This is a genomic window from Streptomyces virginiae (assembly GCF_000720455.1).
Taxonomy (GTDB): Bacteria; Actinomycetota; Actinomycetes; order Streptomycetales; family Streptomycetaceae; genus Streptomyces; species Streptomyces virginiae.
Genome location: NZ_JOAK01000003.1, coordinates 572,226 through 588,028, shown reverse-complemented (window position 1 = coordinate 588,028; position 15,803 = coordinate 572,226). Strand labels below are relative to the sequence as shown.

The following is a 15,803-nucleotide window of genomic DNA, read 5'->3' as shown; positions in this document are numbered from 1 at the left end:
GTCACCGCCCGGGGAGCCGGGCTTCGGTCGGGCGCCTGCGCGGGTTCTGGGGGCGATTCCCGCCCGTGGAGCCGATGTCCGGACCGGCATGACGTTGTTGCCAGTAGGGGTTGTCGTGGGGAAGGCCTCCGCTGACGCGACCGTACATGCCGAATGTCATGATCAGCAGTCCCATCAGAAAGCTGAAGATCACATTCGTCAGGCCGAAGTCGAGGATGTTCCCGGGGCGGCCGATGAGGGCCAGGTGGGCGAAACCGCTCAGGATGAAAAGTCCACCCACGATGATGTTGACGGTCGAAGCGAAGTTCCCCCCGATGAGCGCGGCGACGAACAGCAGGAGCCCGAACGCCACCGAGATGGTGCTGAGCAGTCCGTTGGTGGAGAGACCGGCGATCTGCCGGCCGTCGGTGTCGAAGGAAGACAGGCTGTCGGCGAAACCAAGACAGCCGAACAACAAAAGGAGGAGTCCGCACAGTGCGGCACCGATCCGGTAGACCCGATTGAGTGGGTGATCGACCGGCAGCTCATCTCGCAAGTTCATCAGCACTCCCGCAGATGACGAGTCACTACCCCGAGAAGATCAGCGTGCCTGAAGACAGGGAGAGGGGACACTTGCATCGATTTCGCAGCGAATGCCGTACCCGCGTGCAGGGTCTCCAGCAGGGTGACAGGACTGGCGGCGACCGACCGCCGGATCCCTGCTCGAAGGCCTTGAGATCAAGGCGGCCGCCCCCGATCGACGTGTGCCAGGGGTACGCGAAGCCCGGCCAGGCCACGTCCAACCTCGCAGTCTCCGCTGCCGACGCCCGCCTGCGGACAGGCCGACACCGTCCTCGTGTGACGCGCATCCGGCTGGTTCACCGTGCCCGCAAGCCGTGCCTCTTTCGCGGTGGCTGCGGGACGGGACACGTCGCAGCCGTAGGAGACGGCCATCCGTTCCAGCTCGCCCAGTGCCCTGATCTGCTCGGCCAGTTCCTCGCGGTCGCGGATCACGTCGGCCGTGGACGGAGTCTCGTCCAGCCGGGTCCGCTCGGCTCGCTTGGCCTCGATCAGCCGGGCGGTTCCGTACAGCGCGACACGGCGGTAGTCACCGATGATGCGGCCTCGCCCGTAGGCGTCCGGCAGGCCGGTGATGATGCCGGCCCTGCGGGCGCCCAGCATTTCGGGGGTGTAGGCGTCGAAGACACCGTCGTTGTGGGTCTTGCGGTACGTGCCGAAGACCTTCGTGACGAACGGATCCGGTTCGAAGCCGTACGCGCGCAGCGCGTTGTCCACCATCCGCAGCCCGCCGTTGGGCATGATCGCCCGCTTCAGCGGAGCATCGGTCTGCAATCCGACGATCAGTTCCAGGTCGCGGTCGATGTAGCCGGGCGCGTGGGAGGTGATGGTGGACGGCATGGCAGTGTCCACGTCGAGCACACCCTTGCGGCGCTCCTCCGGGAAGAGCGCGGTGACGGTCTTCCACACGGTGCGGGTGCGCTCCGTGGGACCGGCGAGGAATGCGGCATCGCCCTCGTAGGGCGTGTAGTTGGCCTGGATGAAGGAACGGACGTCGATGTGTCGCTGCCACTCCTCGCCCGTGAAACCACGCCACGACCGGGTGACGAGGGGGCTGGGGTCGGCAGGGTGCTGGACGGTCACGGTCATGTCGTCATCTCCTGGGCCGGGGCGGAGGCGAGGTGGGCGATCGCGCTTTCTCACTGCTGATGGTTCCCCTCGGCTGTGTCACCGGCCAGGGTCGAAGGGGCAAGGCGGAGCCCGCCGACCGGCCCCGGTGAGCGGGGCCGAGAGGGCCTGTGGTCCCGTCGGTGCGAGGGACCATGGGCTCTGCCGCAGAGCGTCACGAGCCGTACCCGGCAGGTGCGGCCGCCATCGAGTCCATTGACGACGCGGCTCTCCGCGCCCCCGGGCAGCACGGTTCGGGGGCTATGCGCTCGCGTCGGTGCCGTTCGCTTCCAGGGCTGCCCGGCCGGCTTCAAGGCGGGCGACCGGGACGCGGAAGGGCGAGCAGGAGACGTAGTCCAGCCCGGCCCCGTGGAAGAAGTGGACCGAAGCGGGGTCCCCTCCGTGCTCCCCGCACACGCCGATCTTCAGGTCCGGGCGAGCTGCCCGGCCCTCCTCGACCGCGATCCGCACCAGCCGGCCGACGCCTTCACGGTCGATCGTCTCGAACGGGGAGACGGGGAAGACGCCCTTGTCGAGGTACGCGGAGAAGAACGCGGCTTCGACGTCGTCGCGGGAGAAGCCCCAGGTGGTCTGTGTCAGGTCGTTCGTGCCGAAGGAGAAGAACGCCGCCTCCTTCGCGATCCGGCCGGCGGTGAGAGCCGCCCTGGGCAGTTCGATCATGGTTCCGACCGGGCAGGTGACGTCGGCACCCGTCTCGTGCGAAACCTCTGCCAGGACCCGGTCCACTTCCTCCCGTACGAGGTGGAGCTCCTCGACCGCGTCCACCAGCGGGACCATGATCTCCGCCCGGGGGTCGCCGCCCGCACGCCTGCGCGCGACGACGGCCTCGGCGAGGGCCCGTACCTGCATGGCCACCAGCCCCGGCACCACCAGTCCCAGGCGCACGCCGCGCAGGCCCAGCATCGGGTTCTCCTCGTGCATGCGTGTGACGGCCGCCAGGAGTTCGGTGTCGTGCGGATCGGCCGGTGTGCCGAGCGCTTCGCCGCGTGCGAGACGGACGGCGAGTTCCGTGCGGTCCGGCAGGAACTCGTGAAGTGGCGGGTCGAGCAGCCGGACGGTGACCGGCAGGCCGTCCATCGCCTCGAGGATGCCGATGAAGTCCTGCCTCTGGAGCGGCAGCAGCGCCGCGAGTGCCGCCTCTCGTTCGGTGTCGCCGTGCGCGAGGATCATCGCCTCGACCAGGGGGCGCCGGTCGCCGAGGAACATGTGCTCGGTACGGCACAGGCCGATCCCCTGGGCACCGAAGCGACGGGCGCGGGCCGCGTCATCGGGGGTGTCCGCGTTCGCCCTGACCTCCAGGCCCCGCACGGCGTCAGCCTGCCGCATGAGCCGGTGCACATCCCGCACCGGCTGCCGGGCCGTGCCGTCGGCCGGCAGCACGCCGCCCGCCTCGAAGTACCGCATGACGTCGGAGTCGACCAGGGGTACGGAGCCGAGGCGCACCACGCCTTCCGACCCGTCGACGGAGACGACCGTGCCTTCGGGGACCGTCACGCCACCGGCGCTGAAGCGCCGCTCCCGGGTGTCCACGACGATGGCCTCCGCCCCGCACACGCACACCTTGCCCATGCCGCGCGCGACGACCGCGGCGTGGCTGGTCTTCCCGCCCCGGCTGGTGAGCACCGCCTGGGCGGCGACCATACCCGGCAGGTCGTCGGGCGTCGTCTCCTGACGTACGAGAACGACCTTCTCGCCGGCGGCCGCCCTGCGGACCGCTTCCGCGGAGTCGAACACGACGGCTCCGACGGCCGCGCCCGGTGAGGCGGGCACGCCCCGCGCGATGACCTCGCTCGAGTCCGTGGTGGCGAAGCGGGGGAACATCAGCCGTGCGAGTGCCTCGCCGCCGACCCGGCCCAGCGCCTCCCGCTCGCTGATCAGTCCTTCGTCGGCGAGCTGGGAGGCGATGGCGAAGGCGGCCTGGGCCGTGCGCTTGCCGACGCGGGTCTGGAGCATCCACAGTGTGCCGCGTTCGATGGTGAACTCGATGTCGCACAGATCGCGGTAGTGCGTCTCCAGTTTCTCCATGTAGCCGCGCAGCCGCGTGAACGACGCGGGGTCGAGGCCGACCAGGTCCTGGAGGGGCACGGTGTTACGGATGCCGGCGACGACGTCCTCTCCCTGGGCGTTGGGCAAGTAGTCGCCGTAGACGCCCGGCCGGCCGGTTGCCGGATCCCGGGTGAAGGCGACGCCGCTGCCTGAGTCCGGACCGAGATTGCCGAAGACCATGGTCTGGATGTTGACCGCGGTGCCCAGATCGTCCGGGATGTGCTCGCGCCGGCGGTACAGGCGTGCGCGGTCGCCGTTCCAAGAGGTGAAAACGGCGAGGACTGCCCGCCGGAGTTGCTCGGCCGGATCCTGCGGGAACTCCTCCCCGGTCCGCTCGTGGATCAGGTCCTTGAAGGTCTCGACGATCCGAATGAGGTCGGAGGTGTCCAACTGCGTGTCGTCGCCCCGGCCGTGTTGCTGCTTGACGGCGGCGAGCGCCGCCTCGAAGTGGGAGCCGTCGACGCCCATGACCGTACTGCCGAACATCTGCACGAGGCGCCGGTAGGAGTCCCAGGCGAAGCGTTCGCGCTCGGGGGTCTTGGCCAGGCCCAGGACCGAGAGATCGTTCAGCCCGATGTCGAGGATGGTCTCCATCATGCCCGGCATCGAGAACCTCGCCCCCGAGCGGACGGAGAGCAGGAGCGGGTCGTCCACCTGGCCGAGCCGCTTCCCGGCGGCTCGTTCCAGCGCCGCGAGATGCTCGCCGATCTGCCGGTCGAGGCCGTCCGGAGCCTGCCCCGTGGCGAGGAAGATCCGGCAGGCTTCGGTGGTGACGGTGAAGCCGGGCGGCACGGGCAGGCCCATGCGCGCCATCTCCGCGAGGTTCGCTCCCTTGCCTCCCAGGAGACCGGCCATGTCCCGGCCGCCCTCGGAGAAGTCGTACACATAGGTGGTCATGGCTGCTCGCCTGTCTCTTCGGTGGATGTCGGGTCCCGGGAAGCGGGGCGGCATGCCGCACGGTAGTGGCCGGTTCGGTCGGTCAGTCGTGCGGCACGACCGTGACGGGAGCCAGGGAGTGGTGGATGACGGCGTGGGTGACGGCCCCGATGTGCGTGCCGATCCGCGCGCGCCGGTTCCGGCGACCCACCACGACCAGCCGGGCCCCTCGCGAGGCTTCCGCGAGGTCCTGCGCCGGCCGGCCCCGGCGGCATTCACGGACGACGGACACACCGGGGTACTTCTCCGTCCACGGGGCCAGCGCCTCGTCGAGCGCCCGGCGCGCGTCCTGCGCGATTTGCGCCCACATCAGTTGCAGGGCGGCGCCCATGTCGGCTCCGTACGACGGAACGGCCCAGGTGTGCAGTACACGCAGACCGCAGCCGTACCGGTCGGCCGCCGCGAAGCCGAAGGCGAGCACCTCGTCGCCGGGTGCGGACACGTCCAGGCCGACCACGACCTCTCCGGCCGGTCCGTCCTCCCCGGCCGCCGGGCGGTTGTGCGGGCGGACCAGAACGACCGGGCGCCGGGTGCGGGCGAGCACGGCCAGCGAGACGGACCCGGCGAGGAAGCCGGCCAGCCCGCCCAGGCCACGGGAGCCGAGCACCAGCAGCTCCGCCTCGTCCCCGGCGGCACACAGCTCCTCCACCGGGTCACCGCAAACCCACTTCGTCGCGGTCCGCAGACCCGGGTGGCGCCGGCGCAGTCGCCTCCCCGCCGTACCGAGCGCCCGCTCACCCCACCCCTGAGCGGTCGCCGGCGCCACCAGGCGCGTACGCGGATCGTCGTCCTTGCTCCAGACCTGGAGAATCCGGAGCGGCGCCGCGCGGCGCACTGCCTCCCCGGCAGCCCAGTCCACGGCGGCGAGGCTCTCACGGGATCCGTCGAAGCCGACGGTGACGGTGCGGGACATGAACGGCTCCTCGGGAGAACGGGGAAGGGCCTTGCATCTCCACAGTGACCTGCCCACGACCCACCCGCCGAGGGGCCACAGGTCCCTGCTGCGGGTCCTGTAGGCCCCACACGACCGCACACCGCCGGGCGCCCGGTCGCCCCTGCAGTTCTGGCACCACGCCCGCTGCCCCGTAGCTGTCGTGCCGCACGCCTGACGGCCCGCCCCGCTTCGGGGACGGGCCCCGGCCGGCCTCTCCGGCAGACATGCGGCAGCGGCCCGGCCCGACGTCCGAGAGGGACGTCGGGCCGGGCCGCTCAGCCGTTTCGCGGGCGCGTGAACCTGCGCTCGGATCCCGGCACAGCCGTCACACCTTGCCGAGCCGCCCGCTCTGGTCTCCCTGGGCGGCCAGAGCCTGCGTGGCGATGACGGCGGCCTGCACTCGCCGTTCGACGCCCAGTTTGGCGAGCAGCCGGGAGATGTTGTTCTTGACCGTCTTCTCCGCCAGGTAGAGCCGCTGACCGATCTCACGATTGGTCAGCCCTTCCCCGACAAGAGCGAGGATCTCACGCTCGCGCTCCGTCAGGCCGGGCAGACCCTGTGGAAGCTCCTCCTGCGGAGGTCCGCCGCGCAGCCGGGCCATCACCCGCGCCGTAGCGCCGGGGTCCAGCATGGACTGGCCGGAGGCGACCGTCCGCACGGCGTTCACCAGGTCGGTTCCGGTGATCTGCTTGAGCACGTATCCGGACGCGCCGGCCATGATCGCGTCGAGCAGCGCCTCCTCGTCGTCGAATGACGTCAGCATCAGGCAGGCGAGGTCGGGCATTCGGGAGCGCAGCTCCCGGCAGACACTCACGCCGTCCCCGTCCGGCAGGCGCACATCCAGGACGGCGACCTGCGGGCGCAGCGCGGGCACACGGACGAGCGCCTGCTCGACCGTGCCCGCCTCCCCGACCACGGTCAGGTCCGGCTCTGCGTCCAGCAGATCGTGCACACCGCGGCGCACGACCTCGTGATCGTCGAGGAGGAAGACCCTGACCGGTTCCTTCCCGGTGAGGCCGCCGCTGCTGTCCGTCATCGCACGCTCCGAGTTCGCCGAATCTTCCGCCCGCCGGCGGATCCACTGCATCGTGCCGTGCGAGCGGGACCTTCGGCCAGGGCCGGATGGCCCTCGTACGCGGCCGTGCCCCAGATGGCTGCCCTGGACCCGGGTCCCACTCGGTCTCGGCCGACCGCCCGCAGGGCGGCCGCCCTACGCGCGGTCAGAAGGAGGGAAGGGGCCGCGGCCCGGCGTAGTAGGCCGTGCGCATGATGTCCTCCATGTCGTCCAGCATCGGCATGCGCGGGTTGGCCGGGGCGCACTGGTCCTCATAGGCGTTCAGAGCCTGCTGCGGCAGCGCGCCGATGAAGGTGGCCTCGTCAAGTCCCAGGGCGCGGAAGGAGGGTTCGATGCCCACGGCGTCCCGCAGGCGTTCCACCGCGGCGGCGTACGAGGCCACGCCCTCGGCGGGGGTGGATGCGGGGAGCCCGAGGGCACGGGCGATGTCCTGGAACCGCTCGGGCGCGCGGTAGCTCTCGTACTTGGGCCATCCCGTCAGTTTGCCGGGAACGCTGCCGTTGTAGCGGATCACGTGCGGCAGGAGGATCGCGTTGGTCCGCCCGTGGGCGATGTGGAAGGTGGCACCCAGAGTGTGGGACATGGCGTGGACGCCCGGGCGTGTCGATACGCTGACCATGGATCGGGCAACCGAGCGAGCCGTCGGAGGGGAAGCACGTGGGTGCGAGGGATCCGTTGACCCAGGTACCGCGGATGCGGCTGGACGAGCTGCTGGACGAGCTCCAGGCGCGCATCGACGAGGTGCGAGGCACCCGGGACCGGGTGCACAGCCTCCTGGAAGCCGTGGTGTCGGTGGGACGGGAGCTGGATCTCGCCCAGGTGCTCCGGCGGATCGTGGAGGCGGCAGCGCTGCTCGTCGACGCCGAGTACGGCGCTCTGGGAGTGATCGGCCCCGACGGCCGGACTCTCTCACAGTTCCTGACCGTGGGGCTCACGGATGAGGAGATCGCCGAGATCGGTCCCCTGCCGGCGGGCCACGGCCTGCTCGGGGAGGTCATCCACCACCCGGAACCGCTGCGCCTGACGGATCTCGGCGCGCACTCCTCTTCCTACGGCTTTCCGGCCCATCACCCGCCCATGCGCACATTCCTCGGTGTGCCGATCCGGGTCCGCGACCAGGTGTTCGGCAATCTCTACCTGACCGACAAGCGCGGCGGGATCGACTTCGACACCGAGGACGAGACGGTGATCTCCACCCTGTCGGTGGCGGCGGGTGTCGCGATCGACAACGCGCGGCTCTACGAGGGCTCTCAGCGCCAGCAGCGGTGGCTCAGGGCCAATGCGGAGATCACCGAGAGCCTGCTGTCCGGCAGCTCCCGCCCGGCGGTACTGGAGCTCATCGCCCGCCGCGCGCAAGAGATCACCGCGGCACGCCTCGCTGACATCGCCATGCCCGTGGCGGGTATCGACGGCCTGGTCGTGGAGTTCGCGGCCGATGCGGACGGAGCCGAGCGGCAAGGTCTCGTCGTCCCCTTCGCGGGCACGCTCGCAGGCGCGGCACACCTCGCCGGCAAACCCGTCACGGCGGTGCAGGCCTGGGCCGACGAGCGCTATCCCGCTGAGTCCCAGGTGCAGGAGGGATTGGGGCCCGCCGTGGCCGTCCCGTTGGGCACCGCGGGCGGCGAGAGCAGGGGCGTCCTGATGCTTGCGCGCACGTCGGGTGAACCGGCGTTCGGCGAGGGCGAGCTGGAGCCCCTCGTCGCCTTCGCCGGTCAGGCCGCACTCGCCTTGGAGCTGGCGGAGCGACGCCGGGACGCCGAGCAGATAGCACTGCTGGAGGAGCGCGACCGAATCGCCCGTGACCTGCACGACCTGGCCATCCAGCGGCTCTTCGCCACCGGCATGACCCTGCAGAGCGCTGCCCGGCTCGTCGAGCACGACGGGGCCGCCGAAAGGGTCGGCCGGGCGGTCGACGACCTGGACGAAACCATCAAGATCATCCGGTCGACGATCTTCGGGCTGCGCACCAAGGACCGCGAGAGCGGCCCTGGCCTGCGGGCACGCGCCGCCCGTGCCGTCGGCGACGCGGCCACCACCCTCGGTCACCCGCCGCGCCTGAGCATGGAGGGCCTGCTCGACACCGACGTACCTCCGCAGATCGCCGACCACGTCATGGCCGTGCTGGGCGAGCTGCTCAGCAACGCCGCCCGCCATGCACAGGCGACCCGGGTCGGCGTGACCCTCAAGGCCGGCCAGGGCGAGATCGTGCTGACCGTCTCGGACAACGGGAAGGGCATTCCGGCCCAAGGCCGCAGAAGCGGCCTGCTCAACCTCGACGAGCGGGCGCAGAGCCTGGGCGGCTCCTTCACTCACGAGACTCCGGACGACGGGGGTACAAGGCTCGTCTGGCGGGCTCCCCTCCCCGCCGGGGGCTGAGGACAGGGGCACGGCGTCAGCCCCGGTCCTCAGGCACGGGCTGCGTCGGGTCCGCCTCCAGCCGGAACCCGGTGACGAGATCCGGACGGATCCGCAGGGTGCTGGTCATCCGGTGCGCCACCCATGGACGCAGCAAGTGCGCGTACCGGTCCACCTCGTCGGCATCTGCCACCACCCTCGCGTAACCAGTGACGACAACGCTCCAACCGAGGTGCGTGACGGAATCGATGACGTCCGCTTCGTAGGCGACCACCACACCGGGAGCGTCTGCGGGTGCCACCAGGGAGGCCAATGCCCCGTCCTCATGTATCCGGACGATGATGGCCTCGTTCTCGACGAGATGGTTCACCGGACGGACGGCGGGCAGCGCGTGCTGTGTGAAGACGATGCGCCCCAGGGACACCGTCGAGAGCAGCCGCAGAGCCTCGGTCCTGTCCAGCTCCCGCATGTAGCGGTGGGCTGTCATGTCACCGACCTCTCGGGCCCGTAGCGCGTTGCCTGCGTGATCCATGCTGCTTACCCTCGTCCGGCCCCGACGGGCCCTTGCGGCTGCCGCGCCCCAGCCTTTACCGCGATCCACGGGAGAACCAGGGCCGAACGGTCCCCGCCCAAGGGCGAGGTTCGGACACCCGCTCGATCACGTCACGGACAGCGGCAGGCCGCGGTCGACACCGAGCACCTGCATGGACTTGACCAGCAGGGGTGGTACGCCGCAGAGCAGGAGCCGCGTGCCCGCGCTGCGGCAGCGCTGGTGGAGCCGGAGGAAGAGTTCGATACCCGAGCTGTCGCAGAAGGAGATCCCGGACAAGTCCAGGACCATGTTGCGGTGGCCGAATCCGGCGAGTTCGGCGAGGCGTCGTTCCACTCGTCCCGCCGTATGGAAGTCGAGCTCTCCGGCCAGGGCGATCCTCAGGCCGCGCTCGTCGCGTGCCACGGTCCTCAGGTCGATCAAGGCGGTCGTCATGGTCTCCTCCGCGCGCTGCGTGCGGCTCCGTCGAGTAGCGCCGTTCCCCGTGCACCCGCAGTTCATCGGGTGCTGAGTGCAGTCGGGAAGGCCCGGCAGGCCCTCGGACGGGGCCGAAGGTCCCTCCGCCTCTGCCCACACCGGCCCTGCCGAGCGCAGCGGCAGGCGGATGAGGCCCGATCGGCCCTGTGCGTCCCGCCCGTACGGAAGGGAGGATGCCGGTCTTCGTGCCTTCAGGACGAACCAGGCGAAGGAGTTGCGTCATAGCCGGCCGTGGTGCCCGCTCCCACGCGACGAGCGCGAGCGGCGCGACCGTTCCCATCAGCATCTTCCTCGTTCGACGACGCGGAGGCACTCCTGGACGCCGTGATGGCCGGGGCCGCCGGCTACGTCCTGAAGCAGATCACCGGAACCGACCTGGTGACCGCGGTACGGACGGTGACCTCCGGCCAGTCGATGCTAGGCCCCGGCGCCACGACGCGGCTGATGGCCCGCATGCGCGGCGACGTGCCGAAGGAGGAACAGGTCCCGGGGCTTCCCGCGGCTCTTCGTCAAGCTGGGCGTGGAGCTGCGCGTCCAGGCCGCGGTGATCGCCAGTCACGCGCTGACCCCAACCCGTCGGCACCCGATCCCGGCCGCGGAGCAGGAACCGCCCACGGGAAGGGCCGGGCACGCCGTACGACGGCGAGCCCGGCTTCAAGCGTCGATTCGGCGTCAGTGGTGCGGGACGACAGCGACGGGGCAGGCCGCGTGGTGGAGCACGGCATGGGCCACCGACCCGATGCGCGTACCCACCGCCGACTCGCGGACCCGGCGGCCGACGACGACCAGCTGGGCGTCCGAAGCCTCGGACAGCAGCACGTGGCCGGCGCTGCCCCGCTCCACGTGCGCGACGACCTCCACCTCGGGAAACCTCAGCCGCCACGGCTCCAGCGCCTGGTCCAGCGCAGCCTTCTCGAACGGCTCCAGCCCGCCGAACTGCTCGGCGATCCACATCGAGCCGGGGCTGTATCCGTACACCGGGGGCAGGCTCCAGGCCCGGACGGCGCGGAGCGGGACCTTGCGCGCCGCGGCCGCCTCGAACGCGACGCGCAGTACCTCGGCGGATTCCTCCACCCCACCCTGCTGTCCCACGACGACCTCGCCCTCCTCCGGCACGCCCAGAGGCCTGCCGTGGGCGGAGCGGACGGAGACGACGGGGCACTCGGCCGCAGCGATCACCTGCTGACCGTAGGAGCCGAGCAGGAAGCCGAGCAGGGCTCCGTGCCCGCGGGTGCCGAGGATCAGCATCTCGGCTTCCTTGGCGGTGCGCAGCAGGGCCGGCACGGGCACGTCGCACAGGACTTCCGCGGTGAGCGCGAGCGACGGGTACCGGTGGGTGAGCTCCTGCTCGACCGCCCTCAGGATGTCATCGGCCCGACGGGACTCGGTTTCGCGGTCCTGGACGATCGGGACGGCGAGCGGCTGCCACAGCCAGGCGTGGACCACGTGCAGGGGCAGGTCACGCCGTACGGCTTCCCGCGCGGCCCAGTCCGCGGCGGCCCGGCTTTCCGGGGATCCGTCCACTCCGACAACGAGGGTGCGCTTCACAGGTCTGTCCTCCGTACTGATGCGAGAGGCATCGGGGTCGGCCGGCGGGGATGGGCGGCACCGGCCGGGGGAAGGACCGGCGCCACCGGGATTCACCTTGCTCGTGCCGGGCAGGGGCGCAGAAGGGCCAACGGTCCCTTCTCGAGGGCCGGTCCTCCTCTCGCGGCCGCACCACGGCAGGGGCAGGGTGTCGGTATCGGCCCAGTCGACGAACGTCCCGGACCCTCAGACGCAGGAGCGGACATGACCGCGTTGACCGCGCACTCGATCTCGCAGCTGGACGCCCACTGGCGCGCCGCCAACTACCTGGCCGTCGGCCAGATCTACCTCATGGGCAACCCCCTTTTGGCCCAACCGCTGCGCCCGGAGCACATCAAGCCGCGACTGCTCGGCCACTGGGGCACCTCCCCCGGCCTCAACCTGGTGCACACCCACCTCAACCGCGTGGTCAAGGAGCGTGCGCTGGAGGCCCTGTGCGTCTGGGGTCCGGGCCACGGAGGTCCCGCCGTCCTGGCCAACTCCTGGCTGGAAGGGACATACAGCGAGACGTATCCGGACGTCAGCCGCGACGCCGACGGCATGGCCAAGCTGTTCCGGCAGTTCTCCTTCCCCGGCGGGGTGCCGAGCCATGTGGCGCCGGAGACCCCCGGTTCCGTCCACGAGGGCGGGGAGCTGGGTTATGCCCTCTCCCACGCCTACGGAGCCGCCTTCGACCACCCCGGCCTGCTGGTCGCCTGCGTCATCGGCGACGGCGAGGCCGAGACCGGTCCGCTCGCCGCGTCCTGGCATTCGAACAAGTTCCTCGACCCGGTGCACGACGGCGCGGTCCTGCCGATCCTGCACCTGAACGGCTACAAGATCGCCAACCCGACCGTCCTGTCCCGGATCCCCGAGGACGAGCTCGACGCGCTGCTGCGCGGCTACGGCCACGACCCGCTGTACGTGACCGGCAGCGACCCCGCCCAGGTGCACCACGCCATGGCCCGCGCGATGGACCACGCCCTGGACCGCATCGCCCTCATCCAGCAAGAGGCACGGACGGCGGGCACCGACCCCGGCCGGAAGTACGCACGCTGGCCGATGATCGTCCTGCGCACGCCCAAGGGCTGGACCGGGCCGGCGAACGTCGACGGCGATCCCGTCGAGGGCACGTGGCGTGCCCACCAGGTCCCGCTCGCCGGGGTGCGCGAGAACCCCGCGCACCTGAAACAGCTGGAGGACTGGCTGCGCTCGTACCGGCCGGCGGAACTCTTCGACGCCGACGGCCGACCGACGGCCCAGGTCCTGGCCTGCGTGCCGGACGGCGAGCACCGCTTGGGCGCCGTGCCGTACGCGAACGGGGGCCGCCTCCTGCGGCCGCTCCCGCTGCCCGCGCTCGACCAGCACGCCGTCCCCGTCGACAAGCCCGGCCGCACCCTCCACGAACCGACCCGCGTCCTCGGCCGCTTCCTCACGCAGATCATGCGGGACACGGCTGAGCGCCGGGACTTCAGGGTCGTCGGTCCGGACGAGACCGCCTCCAACCGGCTGGACGACCTGTACGAAGCCACCGGCAAGGCCTGGCAGGGCATCACGGAGGCCACCGACCGGAACCTGTCCCGCGACGGCCGGGTCATGGAGATCCTCTCCGAACACGTCTGCCAGGGCTGGCTGGAGGGCTACCTCCTCACCGGCCGCCACGGTCTCTTCTCCACCTACGAGGCCTTCGCCCACATCGTCGGCTCCATGGTCGCCCAGCACATCAAGTGGCTGAAGACCTCGCGCGAACTGTCCTGGCGAGCGCCCATCGCCTCCCTGAACTACCTGCTCACCTCGCACGTCTGGCGCCAGGACAACAACGGCTTCTCGCACCAGGACCCCGGATTCGTGGACCACGTCCTCAACAAGAGCCCCGAGGTCGTACGGGTCTACCTGCCGCCGGACGCCAACACCCTGCTCGCCGTGGCCGACCACGCCCTGCGCAGCCGCGACCAGGTCAATGTGATCGTCGCCGGCAAACAGCCCACCTTCGACTGGCTGCCCATCGACGCGGCCCGCACCCACGTGACGCGCGGCGCCGGCATCTGGGAGTGGGCGGGCACCGACCACGGCTCCCGCGAACCCGACGTCGTACTCGCCTGCGCCGGCGACGTACCCACCATGGAAGTGCTGGCCGCAGCGGCCCTGCTCCGCGAGCACCTCCCCTCGCTGGCCGTCCGCGTCGTCAATGTCGTCGACATGGCCCGGCTCATGCCCCACGAGGAACACCCCCACGGCATGACGACCCCCGAGTACGACGCGCTCTTCACCACCGACAAGCCGGTCATCTTCGCGTACCACGGCTACCCGTGGCTCATCCACCGACTCGCCTACCGCCGGACCGGCCACCCCCAGCTGCACGTCCGCGGCTACAAGGAGTCCGGCACCACGACCACCCCCTTCGACATGGTCGTGCGCAACGACATGGACCGCTACCGGCTCGTCATGGACGTCATCGACCGCGTACCCGGCCTCGCGGGTCGCGCCGAGGGACTGCGCCAGTCCATGGCCGACCAGCGCATCCGCCACCACGCCTGGATCCGCGAGCACGGCACCGACCTGCCGGAGGTCGCGGACTGGTCCTGGCCGTACTGATCAGCACGGCTCCCTTCCGGTGCCGCACGTTCCGGGACCCGTCATCGCGCGATCCCCCCGTGGTGGGAACACGTGCCCCTCCCGCTGGACCGGGAAGCCCAGCCGTTCCCGCAGAGCGTGCCCGGATACCCGGGCGCGGGCGTGAGCGCCGGCACGGAAGGCCCGCGCCCCGGCGTCACCCGGCAGTTCGTGGGGTCGTCGAGCCTGTATCCCCGGGGACGCATTGCAGCGTCAACTCGTACCAGGCCGCTCGGGTGGCGGGCAGTGAGGTCCATCGCGGAGAGGTGCAGGACGTCTGGCACGGTGAGGATGTGCCCGGTGCCGCGTACGAGGCGGAACATGTCGGCGATGTGGACGGTGCCGTACGGCGGTGCGGAAGTGGCGGGTGGTGCATTCGTCGACCCTTGACGGCCTCGGTCTCCTGTCCCGGACCCGGGTGCGAAGCAGGCGTCCCAGCTCTCGGCGGGCGCGGCGGGCTGGTGTGCTTGCCGGGAATCGGATCGCCATCAACGGGGTTGGTGGGGGATGAGAGCCGTTGACTGGAGGGCCATGCGAGCGATTCAGGTGTACGAAGTGGGCGGTCCCGAGGTGCTGCAGGAGGCCGAGGTGGACCAGCCGCGGCCGGGGCCGGGCGAGGCGGTCGTGGAGGTCGCCGCATCCGGGGTCAACTTCCTCGACGTCTACCACCGCGAAGGCCGGTACAGCCTCCCGCTGCCCTTCACCCCGGGCGCTGAGGGCGCCGGCACGGTCGTCGAAGTCGGACCGGGTGTCGCTGACGTCGCAGTCGGGGACCGGGTCGGTTGGGTGGAGATTCCCGGCACGTATGCCGAGCGGGCCGTCGTGGACTCCTCCCGGCTGGTGCCGCTGCCCGACGACATCGGCTTCGAGACCGCCGCCGCCGTGCTCCTCCAAGGCATGACCGCGCACTATCTCGTCAAGGACGCCTACCCGGTTCAGGGGGGCGACACGGTGCTGGTGCATGCGGCTGCCGGCGGCATGGGGCTGCTGCTGACCCAGCTCATCACCCATCTCGGCGGCAGGGTGATCGGCACGACGTCGACCGCGGCGAAGGCCGGGCTGGCGAAGCGTGCCGGGGCCGCTGAGGTGATCCTTTCCTCCGCAGTCGACGATCTCGCAGCCGAGGTGAGGCGGCTCAACGGCGGTCAGGGACTGCCGGTTGTCTTCGACGGCGTCGGCGCGCACACCTTCGATGCCAGCCTCGCCAGCCTGCGAACCCGCGGCCACCTCGTGCTCTTCGGCGCGGCAAGTGGTGCCGTGCCGCCGTTTGATCCGATTCGGCTCGCCCACGGCGGTTCGCTGACCCTGATCCGGCCCAGCCTCGGGGACTTCATCGCCGATCGGTCCGAATTGCTCCGACGGGCCGCCGATGTGTTCGAGTGGGTGCGCTCCAAGGCGCTTGAGGTCGCCGTAACGGGCCGCTACGCATTGTCCGAGGCCGCACAGGCCCACAGCGATCTGGAGGCTCGGCGTACCACCGGCAAGCTGCTCCTCGTACCCGATGCGGCCGCTATGGGACGCCGCGAGGAGACGCCGAGCTGATCGCGGGTGCCGAGGTGGGGGAT

10 protein-coding genes and 2 pseudogenes are annotated in these 15,803 nt (G+C 70.8%); 3 read left to right on the top strand and 9 right to left on the bottom strand.

The annotated features are described in order from the left end of the window. Position 1 precedes the first annotated feature (1 nt). The 6 genes and pseudogenes from IG86_RS0108070 to IG86_RS0108045 all read right to left on the bottom strand — a co-directional run. Positions 2-541 carry a DUF4383 domain-containing protein gene (locus IG86_RS0108070; protein ID WP_078905839.1) on the bottom strand — a complete coding sequence of 180 codons (540 nt, stop codon included), beginning with the start codon at positions 539-541 and terminating at the stop codon, positions 2-4. A gap of 335 nt (positions 542-876) precedes the next feature. Beyond that, positions 877-1,647, bottom strand: a pseudogene (locus tag IG86_RS0108065) (pyruvate formate lyase family protein); the annotation flags it as partial. 279 nt (positions 1,648-1,926) lie between these two features. After that, positions 1,927-4,629, bottom strand: a complete 2,703-nt coding sequence (gene ppdK / locus IG86_RS0108060; protein WP_030895881.1) for a pyruvate, phosphate dikinase — start codon at positions 4,627-4,629, stop codon at positions 1,927-1,929. 82 nt (positions 4,630-4,711) lie between these two features. Continuing rightward, positions 4,712-5,581 (bottom strand): universal stress protein, encoded by an 870-nt coding sequence (locus IG86_RS0108055; RefSeq protein WP_030895878.1) that lies wholly within the window; start codon positions 5,579-5,581, stop codon positions 4,712-4,714. A gap of 346 nt (positions 5,582-5,927) precedes the next feature. Then, on the bottom strand, positions 5,928-6,638 hold the full coding sequence (locus tag IG86_RS0108050) for a response regulator (RefSeq protein ID WP_030895875.1): 711 nt from the start codon (positions 6,636-6,638) through the stop codon (positions 5,928-5,930). A 184-nt stretch (positions 6,639-6,822) separates the two neighbouring features. After that, positions 6,823-7,269: pseudogene (locus tag IG86_RS0108045) on the bottom strand (bifunctional acetaldehyde-CoA/alcohol dehydrogenase); the annotation flags it as partial. A 65-nt stretch (positions 7,270-7,334) separates the two neighbouring features. On the opposite strand from IG86_RS0108045, the gene IG86_RS0108040 reads away from it, so the two are divergent. Then, positions 7,335-9,053, top strand: a complete 1,719-nt coding sequence (locus IG86_RS0108040) for a sensor histidine kinase (protein ID WP_030895868.1) — start codon at positions 7,335-7,337, stop codon at positions 9,051-9,053. 16 nt (positions 9,054-9,069) lie between these two features. Here the strand turns inward: IG86_RS0108040 and IG86_RS0108035 are convergent, their stop codons facing one another. From IG86_RS0108035 to IG86_RS0108020, 3 genes are all read right to left on the bottom strand, one after another. Next, positions 9,070-9,519: a pyridoxamine 5'-phosphate oxidase family protein gene (locus IG86_RS0108035; RefSeq protein WP_037942007.1), complete on the bottom strand. Its 450-nt coding sequence runs from the start codon at positions 9,517-9,519 to the stop codon at positions 9,070-9,072. Positions 9,520-9,690: 171 nt separating this feature from the next. Further along, positions 9,691-10,017, bottom strand: coding sequence for an STAS domain-containing protein (locus IG86_RS0108030; protein WP_051785026.1), 327 nt, complete (start codon positions 10,015-10,017; stop codon positions 9,691-9,693). Between the two features lie 714 nt (positions 10,018-10,731). Then, positions 10,732-11,607 carry a universal stress protein gene (locus tag IG86_RS0108020; RefSeq protein ID WP_030817756.1) on the bottom strand — a complete coding sequence of 292 codons (876 nt, stop codon included), beginning with the start codon at positions 11,605-11,607 and terminating at the stop codon, positions 10,732-10,734. A gap of 243 nt (positions 11,608-11,850) precedes the next feature. Here IG86_RS0108020 and IG86_RS0108015 point away from each other — a divergent pair, with 243 nt between their 5' ends. After that, complete coding sequence (locus IG86_RS0108015) at positions 11,851-14,220, top strand: phosphoketolase family protein (protein WP_030817758.1); 2,370 nt, start codon at positions 11,851-11,853, stop codon at positions 14,218-14,220. 549 nt (positions 14,221-14,769) lie between these two features. Beyond that, positions 14,770-15,780 carry a quinone oxidoreductase family protein gene (locus tag IG86_RS0108010; protein WP_030817761.1) on the top strand — a complete coding sequence of 337 codons (1,011 nt, stop codon included), beginning with the start codon at positions 14,770-14,772 and terminating at the stop codon, positions 15,778-15,780. Positions 15,781-15,803 lie beyond the last annotated feature (23 nt).

Bases quoted from the DNA above. Each gene is read 5' to 3' on its own strand.
- ppdK (WP_030895881.1), bottom strand. From the start codon at position 4,629: ATGACCACCTATGTGTACGACTTCTCCGAGGGCGGCCGGGACATGGCC.
- IG86_RS0108010 (WP_030817761.1), top strand. From the start codon at position 14,770: ATGCGAGCGATTCAGGTGTACGAAGTGGGCGGTCCCGAGGTGCTGCAG.
- IG86_RS0108050 (WP_030895875.1), bottom strand. From the start codon at position 6,638: ATGACGGACAGCAGCGGCGGCCTCACCGGGAAGGAACCGGTCAGGGTC.
- IG86_RS0108015 (WP_030817758.1), top strand. From the start codon at position 11,851: ATGACCGCGTTGACCGCGCACTCGATCTCGCAGCTGGACGCCCACTGG.
- IG86_RS0108030 (WP_051785026.1), bottom strand. From the start codon at position 10,017: ATGACGACCGCCTTGATCGACCTGAGGACCGTGGCACGCGACGAGCGC.
- IG86_RS0108035 (WP_037942007.1), bottom strand. From the start codon at position 9,519: ATGACAGCCCACCGCTACATGCGGGAGCTGGACAGGACCGAGGCTCTG.
- IG86_RS0108070 (WP_078905839.1), bottom strand. From the start codon at position 541: ATGAACTTGCGAGATGAGCTGCCGGTCGATCACCCACTCAATCGGGTC.
- IG86_RS0108055 (WP_030895878.1), bottom strand. From the start codon at position 5,581: ATGTCCCGCACCGTCACCGTCGGCTTCGACGGATCCCGTGAGAGCCTC.